This window comes from Roseiflexus castenholzii DSM 13941 (genome assembly GCF_000017805.1).
In the GTDB taxonomy this organism is placed as follows: Bacteria; Chloroflexota; Chloroflexia; order Chloroflexales; family Roseiflexaceae; genus Roseiflexus; species Roseiflexus castenholzii.
On record NC_009767.1, the window covers coordinates 5,648,455 to 5,665,050 of the forward strand.

Annotated in this window: 15 protein-coding genes; 11 read left to right on the plus strand and 4 right to left on the minus strand. The window is 60.2% G+C overall.

Annotated elements, in window-relative coordinates; genetic code table 11:
* Positions 1–391: 391 nt before the first annotated feature.
* Entirely contained in the window at positions 392–1,348 is a 957-nt protein-coding gene (locus RCAS_RS22775) for an integron integrase (RefSeq protein ID WP_012122835.1), read from the minus strand.
* Positions 1,349–1,645: 297 nt separating this feature from the next.
* On the opposite strand from RCAS_RS22775, the gene RCAS_RS22780 reads away from it, so the two are divergent.
* The 6 genes from RCAS_RS22780 to RCAS_RS22800 all read left to right on the plus strand — a co-directional run bounded on the left by RCAS_RS22780 (position 1,646) and on the right by RCAS_RS22800 (position 6,600).
* Entirely contained in the window at positions 1,646–3,031 is a 1,386-nt protein-coding gene (locus RCAS_RS22780; protein WP_041331305.1) for a DNA methyltransferase, read from the plus strand.
* Positions 3,032–3,035: 4 nt separating this feature from the next.
* Positions 3,036–3,830 (plus strand): hypothetical protein, encoded by a 795-nt coding sequence (locus RCAS_RS22785; RefSeq protein ID WP_012122837.1) that lies wholly within the window; start codon positions 3,036–3,038, stop codon positions 3,828–3,830.
* A gap of 176 nt (positions 3,831–4,006) precedes the next feature.
* The gene (locus RCAS_RS25450) at positions 4,007–4,699 is read left to right on the plus strand and encodes a hypothetical protein (protein WP_012122838.1); all 693 of its coding nucleotides are present in this window, start codon (positions 4,007–4,009) and stop codon (positions 4,697–4,699) included.
* Positions 4,700–4,905: 206 nt separating this feature from the next.
* Entirely contained in the window at positions 4,906–5,175 is a 270-nt protein-coding gene (locus tag RCAS_RS22790; protein WP_012122839.1) for a ribosomal protein L7/L12, read from the plus strand.
* A 173-nt stretch (positions 5,176–5,348) separates the two neighbouring features.
* The gene (locus tag RCAS_RS22795; protein ID WP_041331307.1) at positions 5,349–5,585 is read left to right on the plus strand and encodes a hypothetical protein; all 237 of its coding nucleotides are present in this window, start codon (positions 5,349–5,351) and stop codon (positions 5,583–5,585) included.
* Between the two features lie 373 nt (positions 5,586–5,958).
* Complete coding sequence (locus RCAS_RS22800; RefSeq protein WP_012122840.1) at positions 5,959–6,600, plus strand: HD domain-containing protein; 642 nt, start codon at positions 5,959–5,961, stop codon at positions 6,598–6,600.
* Positions 6,601–6,871: 271 nt separating this feature from the next.
* Here the strand turns inward: RCAS_RS22800 and RCAS_RS22805 are convergent, their stop codons facing one another.
* The 3 genes from RCAS_RS22805 to RCAS_RS22820 all read right to left on the minus strand — a co-directional run bounded on the left by RCAS_RS22805 (position 6,872) and on the right by RCAS_RS22820 (position 10,070).
* The gene (locus RCAS_RS22805; protein ID WP_012122841.1) at positions 6,872–7,840 is read right to left on the minus strand and encodes a carbohydrate kinase family protein; all 969 of its coding nucleotides are present in this window, start codon (positions 7,838–7,840) and stop codon (positions 6,872–6,874) included.
* A 7-nt stretch (positions 7,841–7,847) separates the two neighbouring features.
* Complete coding sequence (locus tag RCAS_RS22810; RefSeq protein ID WP_012122842.1) at positions 7,848–8,957, minus strand: Gfo/Idh/MocA family protein; 1,110 nt, start codon at positions 8,955–8,957, stop codon at positions 7,848–7,850.
* 459 nt (positions 8,958–9,416) lie between these two features.
* Positions 9,417–10,070: a ThuA domain-containing protein gene (locus RCAS_RS22820; RefSeq protein WP_012122843.1), complete on the minus strand. Its 654-nt coding sequence runs from the start codon at positions 10,068–10,070 to the stop codon at positions 9,417–9,419.
* Between the two features lie 390 nt (positions 10,071–10,460).
* On the opposite strand from RCAS_RS22820, the gene RCAS_RS22830 reads away from it, so the two are divergent.
* The 5 genes from RCAS_RS22830 to RCAS_RS22850 all read left to right on the plus strand — a co-directional run bounded on the left by RCAS_RS22830 (position 10,461) and on the right by RCAS_RS22850 (position 16,238).
* Positions 10,461–11,054, plus strand: coding sequence for an ECF transporter S component (locus tag RCAS_RS22830; RefSeq protein ID WP_012122844.1), 594 nt, complete (start codon positions 10,461–10,463; stop codon positions 11,052–11,054).
* Positions 11,055–11,067: 13 nt separating this feature from the next.
* Entirely contained in the window at positions 11,068–11,850 is a 783-nt protein-coding gene (locus RCAS_RS22835) for an energy-coupling factor transporter transmembrane component T family protein (protein WP_012122845.1), read from the plus strand.
* Positions 11,851–11,862: 12 nt separating this feature from the next.
* Entirely contained in the window at positions 11,863–13,614 is a 1,752-nt protein-coding gene (locus RCAS_RS22840; protein WP_232280105.1) for an ABC transporter ATP-binding protein, read from the plus strand.
* An 81-nt stretch (positions 13,615–13,695) separates the two neighbouring features.
* Positions 13,696–14,778: a tetratricopeptide repeat protein gene (locus RCAS_RS22845; RefSeq protein ID WP_012122847.1), complete on the plus strand. Its 1,083-nt coding sequence runs from the start codon at positions 13,696–13,698 to the stop codon at positions 14,776–14,778.
* A complete protein-coding gene (locus RCAS_RS22850; protein WP_012122848.1) occupies positions 14,775–16,238 on the plus strand; it encodes a cryptochrome/photolyase family protein in 1,464 nt (487 codons plus the stop codon). Before RCAS_RS22845 ends, RCAS_RS22850 begins: the two co-directional genes overlap by 4 nt.
* Positions 16,239–16,596: the final 358 nt, after the last annotated feature.

A 16,596-nucleotide genomic window follows, 5' to 3' on the forward strand; every position in this document is an offset into this window, starting at 1 on the left:
ATGGCGCGCACAATGCGCGCATCTTCGGGTCGGTGGCGCGCGGCGATACCGATGAGCACAGCAATGTTCATATTCTGGCGCCGATGGAGCCAGGACGCTCGCGCTTCGATAAAGGGCGGACCGAACCCCCGCGCGCACACCGGCGCTCCCACCGGAGGACGGACCCGCGCGCGGGAGCGGGGCGGGGGGCGAGGGGAAAACGGCGCATCCTGGCGACACGCATGCCCACGATACTCGTGCGTGCTGTCCGCCCTTGAATCTGAGGGGCAGGGAGGATGGGCGCATGCGCTGCGCGGGGTAGGGGCGGGGAGGCAGGGAAAACGGGAACCGTAGACGTCGCGCAGGCAGACGAGGGGCGAGACCCGACAGACCTCACGCATCATCGAGGGGGCTACGCACCCCGCCAGGCCCACGGCGCAGGACGTGGGTGTCGATCATCGTGGTCTGCCCATCCTTTGTGACCCGGAAGATCCTGCACGGTGCGCATATCATCGCCAGCCTCACGCACATGCGTCGCGAAGCGATGGCGAAACGTGTGGCAGGTGACGCGCTTCTGGACGCTGGCCTGCTGCGCCGCCCGCCGGACAGCCTTCTGCAACCCGCTTTCGTCTTGATGATAGCGCATCATGCGGCCCGAACGCGGATCGACAGAGCGCCGGCTCGACGGAAACACATACTGCCAGACCCATTCACGGCTGGCGGAAGGCAATTTCCGGGCCAGGGCGTCGGGCAGCCAGACCTCACCGAAGCCCTCGCGGAGATCCTGCTCGTGGATCGAACGCACGTGTTCGAGATGAGCGCGCAGCGGCTCATGCAATCGTGCGGGCAGCAACGTCGCCCGATCCTTGCCGCCTTTACCCTGCCGCACCATCAGTTGGCGCTGCTCAACATCAAGATCTTTCACCCGCAGACGCAAACACTCCAGCAAGCGCAGCCCGCTGCCGTAGAGCAGTTGCGCCATCAACTGATGAGTTCCCGACAGCGCGGCGAGCACGGCGCGCACCTCGGCGCGGCTAAGCGCGGCAGGCAGGTACTGAGGTCGTTTGGCAGGGGTTATTGAGAGATCAGCGTCAAGCTCGATCTGCAACACCTCGCGATACAGAAAGAGCAAGGCGCTCAGCGCCTGGTTCTGGGTCGAAGCGGCAACCTCCTCTTCGACGGCCAGGTACGTCAGGAAGGCGCCAATTTCACGCGATCCCATCTCGCGCGGATGGCGCAGGTTATGAAAGCGGATGAACCGGCGCACCCATCCGATAGACGCCTCTTCGGTGCGGAGCGAGTAGTGTTTGCGTCGCAGCGCGCCGCGCACCTGATCGAGCAGTCTGGGCGGATGGCCGGAAGAGGACATCTGAAAACCCCTTTACATCGGATAGAGCGTGACCTATACTTATCACAACTCATGGACCGCGCAAGGCACACAAACGATGCGGCAGAGTCGCACGTGAGTTTCAGGAGCGAAGGTTATCCGTCTATCAGAGCACGCGCGGGCATAGGCGGACGAAGGGCGGCCGAACGCTGTGCGGGGCGGGGTTCGATGGACGGTTGTCCGTCTAACTTAGTACTGGCTGGAATAGGCGGAGGCGGTCGGTCTACTTCATGTTAGATGCCCAAATCTTGGGAGTCTGCCAACGAGCATGATCCAATCATGAAACGAGAGCTCCACACATCCACGCCGGATACCAATGGGGCCGTCAATAGGCTAGCTCCTGAGGACAGCCTCGTGCATGACTGGTATCGATTCGTTCTTTCGTTTCCGCCCCATCTGGTGCGGGACTATCTGCAACGGTTCGGTATCGGTCGAGATCACACCGTTCTCGACCCGTTTTGCGGCACAGGCACCACCATCGTTGAATGCAAGAAACTCGGCATTCCGAGTATAGGAGTCGAGGCGATGCCGTGGGCTTATTTCGTGACCACCGTCAAGACCGATTGGACCCCTGACCCCGATGGTCTTGTGAGGCACGTCCGAGAAGTCGCAGCGTTGGCGAGAGAACAACTCCAATCGGAGGGAATTGAAGATGAACCCCCGCTGCCTTTGTTCAGGAGTACCAGCATGGTGGGTTCGCATCACCCAAAGGTGCTACGGAAGCTTCCTCCAGAAAAGGAAAAGCTTCTTCTGACGAATTCCATTAGCCCACTGCCACTTCATAAAACTCTGGTTCTACTCGAGTGTCTCGATCAATGTCGCGATGAGAAGTTCCGAAACCATGAGCTTCTGGCGCTGGGCAAAGCCCTCGTCTTTTCGATCAGCAATCTGAATTTTGGTCCGGAAGTTGGTGTGGGACCGGCGAAGCCCGATAGCCCGGTTGTTGCGCCGTGGTTGGCATCGGTGGAGGCGATGGCCGCTGACCTCCGGCCCTTGCGACAGACCGAGGGCGCACCAGCCGGAGTGCATAACGCTGACGCCAGGCGGATTTCGGAGATTCTCACCGGATGCACGATCGATGCCGTCGTTACATCCCCGCCCTACCCCAATGAGAAGGACTACACGCGGACAACACGGCTCGAATCCGTGTTGCTCGGTTTCATCAAGGATAAGGCCGACCTCCGAGCCTTGAAGCGAGGCTTGATCCGGTCTAATACTCGTGGGGTTTACAAGGGCGACGACGACGACAGATGGGTGTCCGACCATGATGAAATCCAACGCATTGCGAAGGCGATCGAAACGCGCAGGGTTAAGCTTGGGAAAACATCGGGCTTCGAGCGCCAGTATCACAGGGTAACGAAGCTCTATTTCGGCGGAATGGCGCGTCACCTGGCAGATCTGCGCACAGTCCTAGCCCCAGGTGCACAGCTGGCCTACGTCGTTGGAGATCAGGCATCTTACCTGCGGGTCATGATTCGCACTGGGCCGTTGCTGGCAGATATTGCCGAATCGCTTGGCTATGATGTTGTGAATATCGACTTGTTTCGCACCCGTTTGGCAACAGCAACAAAGGAGCAACTACGTGAAGAAGTCGTGATACTGCGATGGCCTGGTCCCAGACAGCGGCGGCTTTCGGGCGTAAGGGCGATCAAAGTCCCACGGTGATCGAATGAGCAAATCAAACCGGTACTCTCAGCTCATCGAGGAGATATTCTTTTCCCACTTTCAAGCGGGCGCGGCTGAGGCGCCGTTCGAAAGGGAGGATCTGGTCCGCGTGGCGCGGAAGCTGGGTGTCAGGCTGCCAAAGAACCTCGGGGACGTAATCTACAGATTCCGGTATCGCACGCCGCTGCCTGAATCCGTCCGTGCTGAGGCCCCGGAGGGAAAGGAATGGATCATCCGGCCAGCGGGCCCTGCAAAGTACCGTTTTGTTGCTATTGAGCGGGCTATCATCCAGCCAAGCAAGATGATGGCCGAGACCAAAGTGCCTGACGCCACGCCAGGCGTGATAGCAATGTACGCCCTGAGCGATGAACAGGCCCTACTCGCCAAACTGCGCTATAACCGATTGATTGACATCTTTACCGGCGTCACATGCTATTCCCTCCAGAACCATCTTCGGACAACAGTTCCTAAGCTTGGCCAGATCGAAACCGACGGAGTCTACATCGGTGTTGATAAGAAAGGGGCCCACTACGTTTTTCCCGTACAGGCTAAAGGCGGGAATGATCATTTGAGCGTGGTGCAAATTGAACAAGACATGGCAATGTGTGCGAACAAGTTTCCCCTCCTGATCTGTCGGGCAATCGGCGCCCAGTTCATGCAGGATGACCTTATCGCGCTTTTCGAGTTCGAACAGAGCAAAGAGAGGATTACCGTCGTATCGGATAAGCACTACCGTCTCGTACCTGGAGAAGAGGTTACCGAGGCGGATCTAAAGTCCTATCGCCAGCGGCGGCACTGACGATCCACTATAAGCAACATGTGATGGGCTACCAGGTCGGAAGCCCTCGGGAGTAGACGTTCTGAAAGTGGCTTGAGTGGGAGAAAGGCATCTAACAACCGGTTGCAGCGGACGGCGCTGCGCGCCGCCGCTGAACCAGAGCGTTAGCCCGCTCGTCGCAAGACAGGAAAATTGAAATGTCAGCAATTTACGAAAAGTTTGTGAGTTGGTATTTGCGTTTCAACGGATATTTCACCATTGACAACTTTGTGGTTCACGCCGCGGATGACCCTAATCGAATCAGAAATGGGATAATTGCTCCTCACACAGAAACAGACACTATCGCATTGCGAATGCCTTACTCGGTTGAAATAGCGGGAAATTTACGAATCGCCAACCACGAAATTCTGGTTGAAGGGCAAAACGGGCGTTTTGATGTAGTGATTGCAGAAGTAAAGTCAGGTAATGACAACAGACCAAACAGAGTTTGGAGAAATAAAAACCTTGCACCTATTAAATATATAGTTCGTTTTGTTGGTCTGTATGATGAGTGTCAAATTACCAATGTTGCCAGTCAACTTGCCACCCACTATTGCTATGAAAACGAGAGAAGTCGCATTCGTTACATAGTTTTTGCCAGTGAACCCAACCAGCATTATTTAGGACAGGGCGTAAAGTATATTACCTTCTCCCAAATCGCCGAATTTTTGGTAGAAATACGGGGACAATGCTGGATAAGGTCTGGTATTGGTGTTACGTCAATTCATTATCAATGGGACGAACAGATTAACAAGATATTCACTATGGCAAATGATTTCGAAAAACCATTGCCTGAAAGACGGTCTGCCATTCTAGAGTTCTTAGTGTCTGAAAGCCAAAAAACGGGCTAACACGCGCATCCACCTGACGGCTTCGCCTCGCTGCGCTCGGCTCGCCGCAGGTGATGCGCAGGCCGTTAGGCGGCTTATAGTTACACAACGACCATGCATGCGAGACGAAAGCTTTGAGAATAGCGGTATCATGCGTTTGGGCTACGGCGTCGATCTCAACACGCACTGATTGAGAACGATAAGTGTAGCTTCCTGAAGGAGGTAGCATGGATTCTCTTGAAAGGGAACGTCTGTCGACATTGATGAAGCAAGTCCATCTCCTTGAACGGAAAGTAGATTTCCTGCTTCAGCATCTCCATTTGGAGTATCAGGAAGAGGAACCGGGTTTAATGGTTCGGCCGCAAATCGAAGCGTTGTTGAAACAAGGTAAGCAAATTGAGGCCATCAAGCTTTATCGTCTGGAAACGGGGCTAGGACTTAAGGAGGCAAAGGACGCTATCGAGAAGATTGATAAAGAGTTGAAAGGCAAGCGGTAAGGGATAAGTCTTTCCGATGGGGGGATTAACGCCTGGTGCTACTGGATGCGCTGTATTCTGGTGAGGTAGGTGAGGAGGTGGGAATGAATATCATGGTTGAGGCAGTTCAAGAGAAGGGTGGGGTTCTAAAATAGGGGGGATGGGAGAAAACCAAGCCGCCCAACCCGCCGCTGATGGGCAATGCGTTCAGCGTCTTGACCATGCACGACCACATGAATCGCCAGGAACATTGGAATCAGGTGTACCAAACCAAAGCCACAGATGATGTCAGTTGGTATCAGCGTCGCCCGGACGCGTCGCTGGCGTTGATTGCCGTGTCCGGCATAAGTAAGGATGCTGGTGTCATTGACGTTGGCGGCGGCGCATCCCTGTTCATTGATTTCCCCGCTCGAAGACGGTTATACCAATGACGATTGAAGATGCCGCATGCGTGTCATTCCTCGCTGCGCTCGGAATCGACGCGGGTCGCGCACGACCCTTCGCGCTGCTCGGGGTGACCATGCCGGATGGTCACAGGTCATTGGTATAATGCGGACCGAACCCCCGCGCGCACACCGGCACTCCCACCGGAGGACGGACCCGCGCGCGGGAGCGGGGCGGGGGTGAGGGTGGGTTGCAGGATGATCTCGAATACTAGGAATGCGCACAATATCTGGTCCACGGCTATCGCACCATCGACAGAGTCTGGGAGGCGGCGACACGCGATGCGCCTGCCCTGCGCTCAATGGCTGAACGCTTGTTTCACCTGCTGGATTCTGCTGACTCGGCTGGACGGAGGGATTCGTGACGTACACTGATCGCGCGTTTGCGATCCTGCACGAGTGGGTGCAGGGTGAACAATTGCGCAAGCACTGCTATGCCGTTGCGGCGTCGATGCGCCATTTTGCGCAGTTAAACGGCGCCGATCCCGACTTGTGGGGAGCGATTGGTCTGCTGCACGACATGGATTTCGAGCGTTATCCGCAGATGCCTCCGCCGGGCGACAGCGCCACTGCTGCGTCCGAAGCGATTCTGGCGGGGCAGGCGATGGAGCCGCCGCTTCCGATGCACCCGTTCGTCGGGGTGACCCACCTGCGATTGAACGGTTGGCCGCCGGAGGTGTGCCGCGCCATTCTGTCGCACGCAAACTACAGTGGCGTTCCGCGCAATACTGTGCTGGAAAAAACCCTCGCAGCCGTCGATGAACTGTCGAGTTTCGTGGTGGCAGTCGCACTCGTCCGCCCGACAAAGAGCATCTTCGACGTCGATGTCACAGCGGTGCGCAAGAAGATGAAAGACAAAGCGTTTGCGCGCGCCGTGAGCCGCGACGAAATCACCCACAACGCTGCGGCGCTCGGCATGCCGCTCGATGAGGTTATCGGGCATGTTATCGACGGGTTGCGCGCCGATGCACAGCGGTTGGGGATCGCCGGCAGCGCGGGATGAGGCAACCGTCGCTTCCTGAAGGCAATGGGCCCTCGCCGGCGCGTCTCAGCGCCACCGAAAGCGCGCGGTTGAGCAGCGGCGCCTGCGGCTCAATGTGTCATACCAAATTACCTGTGACCATCCGGCATGGTCACCCCGAGCAGCGCGAGGGGTCGTGCGCGACCCGCGCAGATTCCTCGCTGCGTTTACCCTGAGCGAAGCGAAGGGCTCGGAATGACCAGTCGCTGCGCTCGGAATGACACGCATGCGGCATCGTCAATCGTCATTGGTGTCACTGCTGAAGAAACCGCTCGACCTCGGTGCGCGTTGGCAGCGCCGGAATGGCGCCCGGTTTGGTGCAGGTCAACGCGCCAACGGCGTTGGCGAAGATTAACGCTTCGCGCACAAGACCGGGTTCGACGCGCGCGAGTGACCCCACCCGCTCACGCTCCGGCAGCAGGCGCGTGATCATGGCCGCCATAAACCCGTCGCCGGCGCCGGTTGTTTCCACCACCGGCACGGACGGCGGCGCGAGTTCGATGCGATACGCGCCATTGGTCGCAATGGCGCCACGCGCCCCCCGGCTGATGACCAGGAGTTCGACCCCTTTCGCCAGCACTGCCGCGATGCCAGCGTCGAGGTCGCGTTCGCCGGTTGCCGTCTCCCATTCTTCTTCGCTAATCTTGGCAAGATGGCAGAAGCGGAATGAGTCCTGGATGACGGCGCGCGCGGTGTCGGTGTTGCGCCAGAGGGTCGGGCGATAGTTCGGATCGTAGGTGATCATTAATCCGCGCGCGCAGGCAATCTCGAGTGCGCGGCGCTGCGCCGACGCACACGGTTCGTCGATGAAGCCGATTGAGCCAAAATGAAAACAGCGCGCCCCGTCGAAGATTCGCTCGTCGATCTCATCCGGCGCAAGCAGCATGTCGGCGCCAGGATTGCGGTAGAAGCAGAGGTCTTTGCGCCCGTCGTCCCATACCGCTACAAACACCGCCGTGGTGCGCGCCCTTCGGTCCACCAGCAGAAAACGGGTATCAACCCCTTCCTGCGCCAGGCTCTCGCGCAGGTAGATGCCAAACGGATCGTCGCCGACCTTGCCGACGAAACGCGCGCTGAGACCCAGGCGTTGTAACCCGACGGCGACATTGGCAGGCGCGCCGCCGGGCGCCTTGATGAAACCGGGCACGCGCGCCAGCGGCGTGTTTGGGATGGTCGCCACAAACTCAACCAGCAACTCTCCCATCGAGACGACATCAGCCATAGGCACATCACTCCGCATCAACGCCACGCTCGCCAAGACCGAGCGGCAGCGGCTTCGGGCGGGTCATCGCGCTGCGCAACAAGATGTGACGCTCCTCGCGCGATGCATCATGAATGGCGTGCATAATGTCGAGCACATGGTACGCAAGTTCGCCGGATGCGCGATGCGGTCTATCCGTTCGGATGGCGGTCGCCATGTCTGCTACGCCGATGCCGCGACTGTTGCGGGTGAAACCATGCGACAGCGGTATGCTCGACCACTCGCGCGCACCGGCGCGGCGCAACAGCACCGGACCATCGAAGGTGTTCGGGTCGGGAACGCTCAGCGTGCCGTGCGAACCGTAAATCTCGATGCGCGGCAATTGCGAACTCCAGACATCGAAACTGGTGATGATTGTTGCCACTGCGCCAGAAGCGAAATCGAGCACACCGGCGACATGCGTCGGGGTGTTGACCGGAATCGTTGCGCCATAGTTGCGCTCGCCGGTCACCGTGCGTTCCGCGAACGATATACGCGCCGAGCCGGTCACCCGTCGCACCGGACCAAGCAGCACACAGAGCGCCGTCAGGTAATAGGGTCCCATATCGAACATCGGACCGCCGCCGGGCTGGTAGAAAAATGTGGGGTTCGGATGCCAGCTTTCTGGTCCGTGGCTCATCATGAAAGCCGTCGCCCCGATCGGCTCACCGATCCAGCCGTCATCGATCAGTTTACGGCAGGTCTGCAACCCACCGCCGAGGAACGTATCGGGCGCACAGCCGACACGCAGCCCTTTGCGTTCAGCGAGATCGAGCAATGCGCGCGCCTCGTCGCGGGTGACGGCAAGCGGCTTTTCGTTATAGACGTGCTTGCCGGCGTTCAAGGCTGCAAGCGCGACCGGACCATGGGCATCGGGGGTGGTCAGGTTGATGACAATCTCAATGTCGGGATCGGCCAGCAATTCCTCGACACTACACGCTTTGGGAACGTTGTACTCCGCCGCGCGCGCCTGCGCCCGATCCGGATCGATGTCCGCCACGGCGACGACGTTGAGCGCGTCGAACATCCTGCTATTTTCCAGGTAGATGCCGCTGATGTTGCCACAGCCAATAATGCCGACGTTGGCGGGGGTGATCATAGGAGTTCCTCGAAGAGATCAGGTCAACGAATGAACGAATGATACCAATGACCGGTGACCATCCGGCATGGTCACCCCGAGCAGCGCGCGGGGTCGTGCGCGACCCGCGTAGATTCCTCGCTGCGCGCGGAATGACCCGTCGCTGCGCGCGGAATGACCCGTCGCGGCGCGCGGAATGACCCGTCGCGGCGCGCGGAATGACCCGTCGCGGCGCGCGGAATGACCCGTCGCGGCGCGCGGAATGACCCGTCGCGGCGCGCGGAATGACCCGTCGCGGCGCGCGGAATGACCCGTCGCGGCGCGCGGAATGACCCGTCGCGGCGCGCGGAATGACCCGTCGCGGCGCGCGGAATGACCCGTCGCGGCGCGCGGAATGACCAGCATGCGGCATCTTCGATCGTCATTGGTATGGGGACGTGGTTTGATGCACGTCACCTTCAACATTCCAACCTTCAGCCTTCAAGGCTCGCTCCGGCTAGCCCAGAGCATGCCGCGCCGCACCAACTCGCGCGCTTCGGGAACGTCGAAGTCGCGCGCCACGTGCCCTAGCGAGCAGTAGGAGACGCGCCCCTTGCCCCACATGCGCGTCCAGACGACCGGCATGACCACTCCTTCGATCCAGGGGCAGTATTCGCCGCTGAATGTGGTCGTCGCCAGCACGTGATTACTCGGATCAACGTGCATATAGTACTGTTCGGAGTGCATGCGAAAATCGTTCAAACCGGCGGTGATCGGATGGTCGTGGTTGATGATGTTCACTGTGTAGTCGATAATATTGCCGGGATGCGCAACCCACTGCCCCCCAACCATGAATTGATAGTCGGTGCTCTGGCGGAATGCGTCCGCCATGCCGCCGTGCCAACCGGCAAAGCCGACGCCGCTTGCGATGGCGTCGAGCAGCCCTCGCTCCTGCTCGCGCGTGATTGTTGACATGGTGTAGACCTGAACGATGAGGCTGTAGGCGTGCAGGCGTTCGCGGTCGAGGTATGAGTCGAGCGTGTCGCTGATCGTCACCTCGTACCCTTCGGCGCGTAGCAGCGGAGCAAAAATATCGACACACCGCTTTGGCTCGTGTCCCTCCCAGCCGCCCCAGACGAACAAAACCGACTTCATGGCGAACCTCTTTACCTGTGCTCTGACCGGCGCTTCCATCATAGCATAAGTTCGCGTCCGAAGTTCAGACATCGGTCAGGCGGCAGCCCAACGTCTCGTCTGGCGCTACACCATCGGGGAGAGCCGCTTCCGCGCTGTGCAGGCGCCGCGACCGCAGGCGTCGTCGGTTCAGCGCGGGCGCCGCCGGTGGAGTGACGATGAGCCGCAGCGAGCAGAGCAGCAGATGAGGTCCCTCCGCGCCCATGGTCTTGGGTATCCAGGGTTATTTGACGGGCGCGCGCAATCTGATATACTGGTCTTAGTGTCATATCGACAACCCCTTCATATCCGCACAACGTTCATAGTGGCAATCCAAAGGATGGCACATCGAGCCTGAGAAGGAGTCATACAATGACCACTTCGACGACGTCGCAACGCAGCGGGTTGAGCAGCACTGCGCTGGCGCTCATTCCAATCGCAATTGCGATCAACGTGGCGCTTGGACAGTTGGTGCAGAGCGTCCTGAAATTGCCGATCTATCTCGATTCGATCGGCACGGTGCTGGTTGGCGTTCTGCTTGGTCCACTGGCAGGGGCGATCACCGGCGTGCTCGCCAATGTCATTTGGGGATTGACATTGGCGCCCTCAGCGCTGCCGTTCGCGGCGGTGGCGGCGGTGATCGGTCTGATTGCCGGATATGCCCGACAGTACGGCGCGATGCAGGTGTGGTGGAAAATGGCGCTGGCAGGGGTGATTACCGGCGTGGTCGCTGCGGCTATCTCGGCGCCAATCGCCGCGTATGTGTTCGGCGGCGTCACGGGAGCGGGCACCGATGTGTTGGTGGCGATATTCCAGAACTTTGGCGCCAGTGTGTTAGGCGCTTCATTCATGCAGGGTGCTGTTTCCGACCCGCTCGATAAGACGATCACGTACCTGATTGTCTGGGCGATCATCAGTGCGCTGCCGAAACGCCTGCTTGCGCGCTTCGGCGTTCACGACAAGTAACTGTTTCGCTGCCGTGCAACGCACCGGTCTGTTTATCGAACGCGCCGGTTTTCTCCAGCGGTTGAACCCGTTGACGAAAGGAACCGGCGCAGTGTTGCTCATTGGCATGACGTTCCTGCTCCCTGCGCCGCTGACAGGAGCGATACTTTTGCCTGGTGTGCTGCTGCCGCTGGCGTTCGCATCGCTGGTGGCGAGTCGCTTTCTCGATGTGCTGGTAAAAACGCTGCTGCCGGTGCTGATCTCGCTGGCGCTGGTGCAGGGGTTGTTCTTTCCCACCGCCGATCCGACAACCATTGCCATCGGTCCGCTTCTGTTCCGTCGCGCCGGGCTTCAATTCGCGCTCGACACCGGCAGCCGGTTGCTGATCGTTGCCGGAGCGCCACTGCTGCTGTTTCAGACAACGCATCCCGGAACGCTGGTGCAGGCGCTCATCCAGAGCGGTATGCCACGCTCAATCGGGTACATCTTGCTGGTGGCGCTGCAACTCATTCCTGCGATCAGCGAGCGCGCCGTGGGAGTGGCGGAAGCGCAACGCGCGCGCGGTTTGGAAACTGAAGGGAACGTGCTGCGACGTGTGCGCGGCGTGCTTCCGCTCGTCAGCCCGCTGATCGTTGGCGCCCTGGTCGAAGCGGAGGAGCGCGCCATGGCGATTGAGGCGCGCGCCTTCAATGCGCCCGGTCCGAAAACGTGGCTGCGCGACATTCCCGATCCGCGCGCTGAACAGATTGTGCGGATTGGGATGCTGGCGGCGCTGGGAGCGCTGATCGTCTGGCGTGTTGCGACGCTCTTCTCATAAGGCGATCAGCGCTTGACCTATCGTGATCCCATCTCCACCACGATCCTGTGGTTCACCATGAACAATATGGGGCAACAACACACCCCTATTGCGCTGCACCGTGTGACCTTCACCTACGCGGGAGCAACCGAACCGGCGTTGCGCAACGTAACGCTTACGGTTCCTGCCGGTCAGATCTGCGCAGTTATCGGCAGGGCCGGCGCCGGCAAAAGCACCCTCTGCGCGCTCTGCGCCGGCTTCGTGCCGCACTTCTTTCGCGGTCGTCTCGACGGTGATGCGTCGGTTGATGGATTGGCGATAGCCACCCATCCCATCGCCGAACTGGTGCGTCATGTGGCGCTGGTCGGCAGCAACGCCTTCAGCCAGATCTCCGGCGCGCGGTTCACCGTGTACGACGAAGTGGCATTTGGGCTGGAAAATCTCGGCGTGCCGCGAGAAGAGATGATCGCGCGCGTCGAATGGGCGCTTCAGGCGCTTGGCATCGACCATCTGCGTGACCGTTCGCCTTATGCGCTGTCGGGTGGGCAGCAGCAGCGCATGGTCATTGCCGCTGCGCTGGCGATGCGCCCGCCGGTGCTGGCGCTCGATGAGCCAACTGCGCAGCTCGACCCGCCGGCGATGGCGGAATTGGCAGATGTGCTGCGGGCGCTGAGCCGGCAAGGGATGACCATTCTGGTTGCCGAACATCGGTTGGAATGGGTTGCCGACGTGGCGGAACGGGTGGTGGCGCTGGATCGCGGCGCCGTTCTCGCCGATGGCGCGCCTGCCGATGTGCTGACCGATCCGCGACTGTGCGAGCGTGGCATCGGTTGGACCCGTCCGACGAAAATAGCGGCACAGGCGCGCACCGACGGACGCTGGCCACCGAATCGTCCTCTGCCGATCACGGTTGCCGACCTTGTGGCGGGATTGCGCGCCATAGCCACAGGTCAGCATCCTGCGTCTGCACAGGATGGCGCCATCGATTCAACGGGAGTCCAGCCAACGAGTGTACAGCGGATGACACACAGCACCGAACCTATCGTGACACTCGATGAGGTGCATTTTACGTACCCGACCGGCGTTGAGGCGTTGCGTGGCGCATCGCTGGCGGTGCGACGCGGTGAGCGGATTGCGCTGGTGGGGCGAAACGGTGCGGGAAAGAGCACGCTGGTGCGACATCTGAACGGTCTGTTGCGCCCGTCGCGCGGGCGCGCCCTGGTGAACGGCATTGACACGCGGACAACCACTGTAGCGCGGTGCGCTCGTCATGTCGGCGTCGTCTTCCAGGATGTGCGCAATCAACTGTTTGCCCGCACCGTGCGCGACGAGATCCGTTTTGGACCACAAAACCTGGGATTTGCGCCGGAAAAGGTCGAGGCATTGACCGAGACGGCGATCGATGCGCTCGATCTGCGCGATGTCGTCAATGAGCATCCCTACGATCTGCCGCCTGCCCGTCGTCGTCTTGTGGCGGTTGCCGCAGTTCTGGCGATGGACACGGCGCTGCTGGTGCTCGATGAACCGACTGCCGGGCTTGACAACGCCAGCATCGATGTGCTGGCGCGGCTGATCGACGATCTTGCGACACGCCAGCGGAGTGTGCTGGTCGTCAGTCACGACCTCGATTTCTGTTACGAGACGCTTGATCGTGTTGTTCTCATGCGCGATGGGCGGATCGCGCTCGACAAACGTTTTGCAGAACTCGACCGGGCGCAGATGGAAGCGCTCGACAGTGATGTCGGGTTGCCCATCACGCTGCGCCTGCGTTACGTAAACCCATAGCAACCAGGAGTCATCGCGGGTTCACCAGGATTGCGAAGTGGTGTACAATGCTCGCAATATATGTGACGCAGAGAGGCGCGTATGACTATGCCTTCCGATCCGACCATTCCTGCACCGCCACAAACCGGTCGCACCCCGACAGAGCGCATCCGTGAAGAGCCGATCGGTTTGTGGGCGCAATTGTTGACTGCGTTCCGCGACCTGAGCGGCGCATTCGATGCATTCGCCAACGATGCCAACCCGGAGGTGCGCGCTCTGGGGCGCGCCGCGCGCGCGCGGCGCCCGCAACAGGCGAACGATTACTTCGCAATCGGCGATCTTTGCGCCCGCCTGACGGCGCAGGGCGCGACACTCAGCCAGACGTATGCCGCCAAGACGGTTGCAGCGTACACCAGAGCAGGGGAGTTGTCGAGCCGGGATCTGCCTGCCGCGCGACGCGCCATTATCGCATTTGCGTTCTGGATCGCAGATGCAGCGCGCACTCTGGGCAACTACGAATCGATTGAGACGGCGCTGCTGATCTGTGAGCAGGCACGACGACTGATAAGCGGCGCAGGGTTGAGTCATGACGAACGGCGCTTGCAGATGACCGAAGATCGCCTGCGTGAGCAGATGACGCGTATGTTCGAGGGTGAAAGCGCATCTGCGGATAAACGCGCCAGCGCCGAACGAGAAAGCCGTATGCTCTGCGACCAGGGACAGATTCTGTTGCGCCAGGGGCGCCCTCAGGAGGCATTCGAGCGTTTCGAGGCGGCGCTGGCGGCATCGGACACCAATCAGAGCGCCTGGCTCTGGCGCGCGATGGCGCTCACCGATCTCGGTCGCTTCGATGATGCGCTCGCCAGTTATGATCGAGCGCTGGCGCTCGAACCGGAGAGCGCCGGTGTGTGGAACAACAAAGGGGCGCTCCTGATGGAACTCGGACGCCTTGAGGCGGCGCTGGAGTGCTTTGAGCGCGCCATCGACCTGGCTGCGCCGATTTCGACGGTGAAGGCGGTCTACTGGCTCAATCGCGGTAAAGTGCTCTATATGCTGGGGCGCTACGCCGAAGCGCGCGATGCGCTGATGCACTCGCATGAGCTCGAACCTTCTCCTGAAAGCGCCGCAGGAATTGCCGCTTGTCGTGAGCGTCTCGAAGGTTCTACCGGTTCTAACGTTCTATGATCTGGATCCACTGGTTTCGCCGCGATCTGCGTCTGCACGACAATCCAGCGTTGCACACCGCCAGCATTCGGAGCGATGGGCGAGTCATCCCGCTCTTCATCCTTGACGACGCCATTCTGCATGCGCCACGCACCGGCGCCGCGCGTATCGCGTTCATGATCGCCGCACTGCGCGATCTCGACGCCAACCTGCGCGCGCGCGGCAGTCGCCTGGTGATCCGGCGTGGACGGACGCTCGACGTGATCCGCGCCATGGTGCAGGAAACCGGCGCCACCGGCGTTGCCTGGAACCGTGACTACACCCCGTTTGCGCGACGGCGCGATGCGCAGGTCGAAGCGGCGCTGCGTGATCTGAACGTCGAGACCTCTATTGCGGAAGACGCGGTCGTCTTCAGTCCCGACGACGTGCGTACCGGCGATGGACGCCCCTATACGGTGTACACGCCTTACCGGCGACGCTGGCGCGCGCTGACAGAACAGCGGCGCGCGGAGGTGCTGCGCGCGATCGAGCCGCCGCTTTTGCGCCCGGCGCCCGAAGCCGTTGCAGATCAGACAGTTCCAGACCATGCAGACCTCGGCATCGTGGTTTCCCAACGCATTCCTCCAGGCGGCGAAACGCATGGCGCTGCGCGACTGGCGGCATTTGTCGATCTGGCTGCCGCACACAGCATCGCGGGCTACGCAGAAGGGCGCGATCTGCTGGCAGAACCGGCGACCTCGCGCCTGTCGCCCTACCTGCGGTTTGGGTGCGTGGCGCCGCGGCAGGCGCTGCGCGCAGCGCTGCGCCTGCTCGACATCGTCGGCGATGATCACCGTACCGTCCGATCGATTGAAACCTGGATCGGGGAACTCGCCTGGCGCGATTTCTACTATCAGATTCTATGGCACTACCCGCATGTGGTGCGCCGATCGTTCAAACCGCAGTACGATGCGCTGGCGTGGGAAAACGACCCGGCGCTGTTCGACGCCTGGAAGGAAGGTCGCACCGGCTACCCGATCATTGATGCTGCTATGCACCAGTTGCGTCAGGAAGCCTGGATGCACAACCGGGCGCGCATGATCGTCGCTTCGTTTCTGACGAAAGATCTGTTGATCGACTGGCGCTGGGGCGAACGCTACTTTATGCAGCAACTGGTCGATGGCGATCACGCCGCCAATAATGGCGGATGGCAGTGGAGCGCCGGGACAGGCACCGATGCACAACCCTACTTCCGAATCTTCAATCCGGTCAGTCAGGGACAAAAATTCGATCCAAAGGGCTTGTATGTGCGCCGCTATCTGCCAGAACTGGCGCAGGTTCCAGACCGCTACATCCACGCGCCGTGGACAATGCCGCGCGCAGAACAGCAACGGTGCGGCGTTGTCATCGGGCGCGACTACCCCGCGCCGATTGTCGATCATGCAGAACGACGAATGCGCGCACTGGCGCTCTATCGCGCAGTATCGTCGGTTGCGCTTTAGGTGCGACAATGCTATAGTTAGAGTGTAACGGAGCGTCAGGCGTTCGTGTTTGAGCGCCGGACCTGTGATATGTTTCGGTTGTTTGTTTGTACGTTGACAAGTTATAGGCTCCTCGAACAGCGCAATGGTTAGATATTCCTGCGGTGGTTCGTTCTTTGGTGGAAAGAGATGGCCGGGCTGTGACATTATTGCACAGCCTGCCTGCAATATTGACACCGCAGGTCTCACCGCGCATTCGCGGGCTTTGGTCTTTTCACAGGCGGATGATGCGCAATGATGCCGCAGTCGGAAGCGAACGCTCCGGACACAGGCGCTTCCGCTCCGGGCATTGTCGCGCGTCTGGCGTTCTGAAGGTATG

What these genes read in the sequence shown, in the direction of transcription:
- RCAS_RS22775 (WP_012122835.1), bottom strand. Translation starts at nt 1,348, where the DNA reads ATGTCCTCTTCCGGCCATCCGCCCAGACTGCTCGATCAGGTGCGCGGC.
- RCAS_RS22780 (WP_041331305.1), top strand. Translation starts at nt 1,646, where the DNA reads ATGAAACGAGAGCTCCACACATCCACGCCGGATACCAATGGGGCCGTC.
- RCAS_RS22785 (WP_012122837.1), top strand. Translation starts at nt 3,036, where the DNA reads ATGAGCAAATCAAACCGGTACTCTCAGCTCATCGAGGAGATATTCTTT.
- RCAS_RS25450 (WP_012122838.1), top strand. Translation starts at nt 4,007, where the DNA reads ATGTCAGCAATTTACGAAAAGTTTGTGAGTTGGTATTTGCGTTTCAAC.
- RCAS_RS22790 (WP_012122839.1), top strand. Translation starts at nt 4,906, where the DNA reads ATGGATTCTCTTGAAAGGGAACGTCTGTCGACATTGATGAAGCAAGTC.
- RCAS_RS22795 (WP_041331307.1), top strand. Translation starts at nt 5,349, where the DNA reads ATGGGCAATGCGTTCAGCGTCTTGACCATGCACGACCACATGAATCGC.
- RCAS_RS22805 (WP_012122841.1), bottom strand. Translation starts at nt 7,840, where the DNA reads ATGGCTGATGTCGTCTCGATGGGAGAGTTGCTGGTTGAGTTTGTGGCG.
- RCAS_RS22810 (WP_012122842.1), bottom strand. Translation starts at nt 8,957, where the DNA reads ATGATCACCCCCGCCAACGTCGGCATTATTGGCTGTGGCAACATCAGC.
- RCAS_RS22820 (WP_012122843.1), bottom strand. Translation starts at nt 10,070, where the DNA reads ATGAAGTCGGTTTTGTTCGTCTGGGGCGGCTGGGAGGGACACGAGCCA.
- RCAS_RS22830 (WP_012122844.1), top strand. Translation starts at nt 10,461, where the DNA reads ATGACCACTTCGACGACGTCGCAACGCAGCGGGTTGAGCAGCACTGCG.
- RCAS_RS22845 (WP_012122847.1), top strand. Translation starts at nt 13,696, where the DNA reads ATGACTATGCCTTCCGATCCGACCATTCCTGCACCGCCACAAACCGGT.
- RCAS_RS22850 (WP_012122848.1), top strand. Translation starts at nt 14,775, where the DNA reads ATGATCTGGATCCACTGGTTTCGCCGCGATCTGCGTCTGCACGACAAT.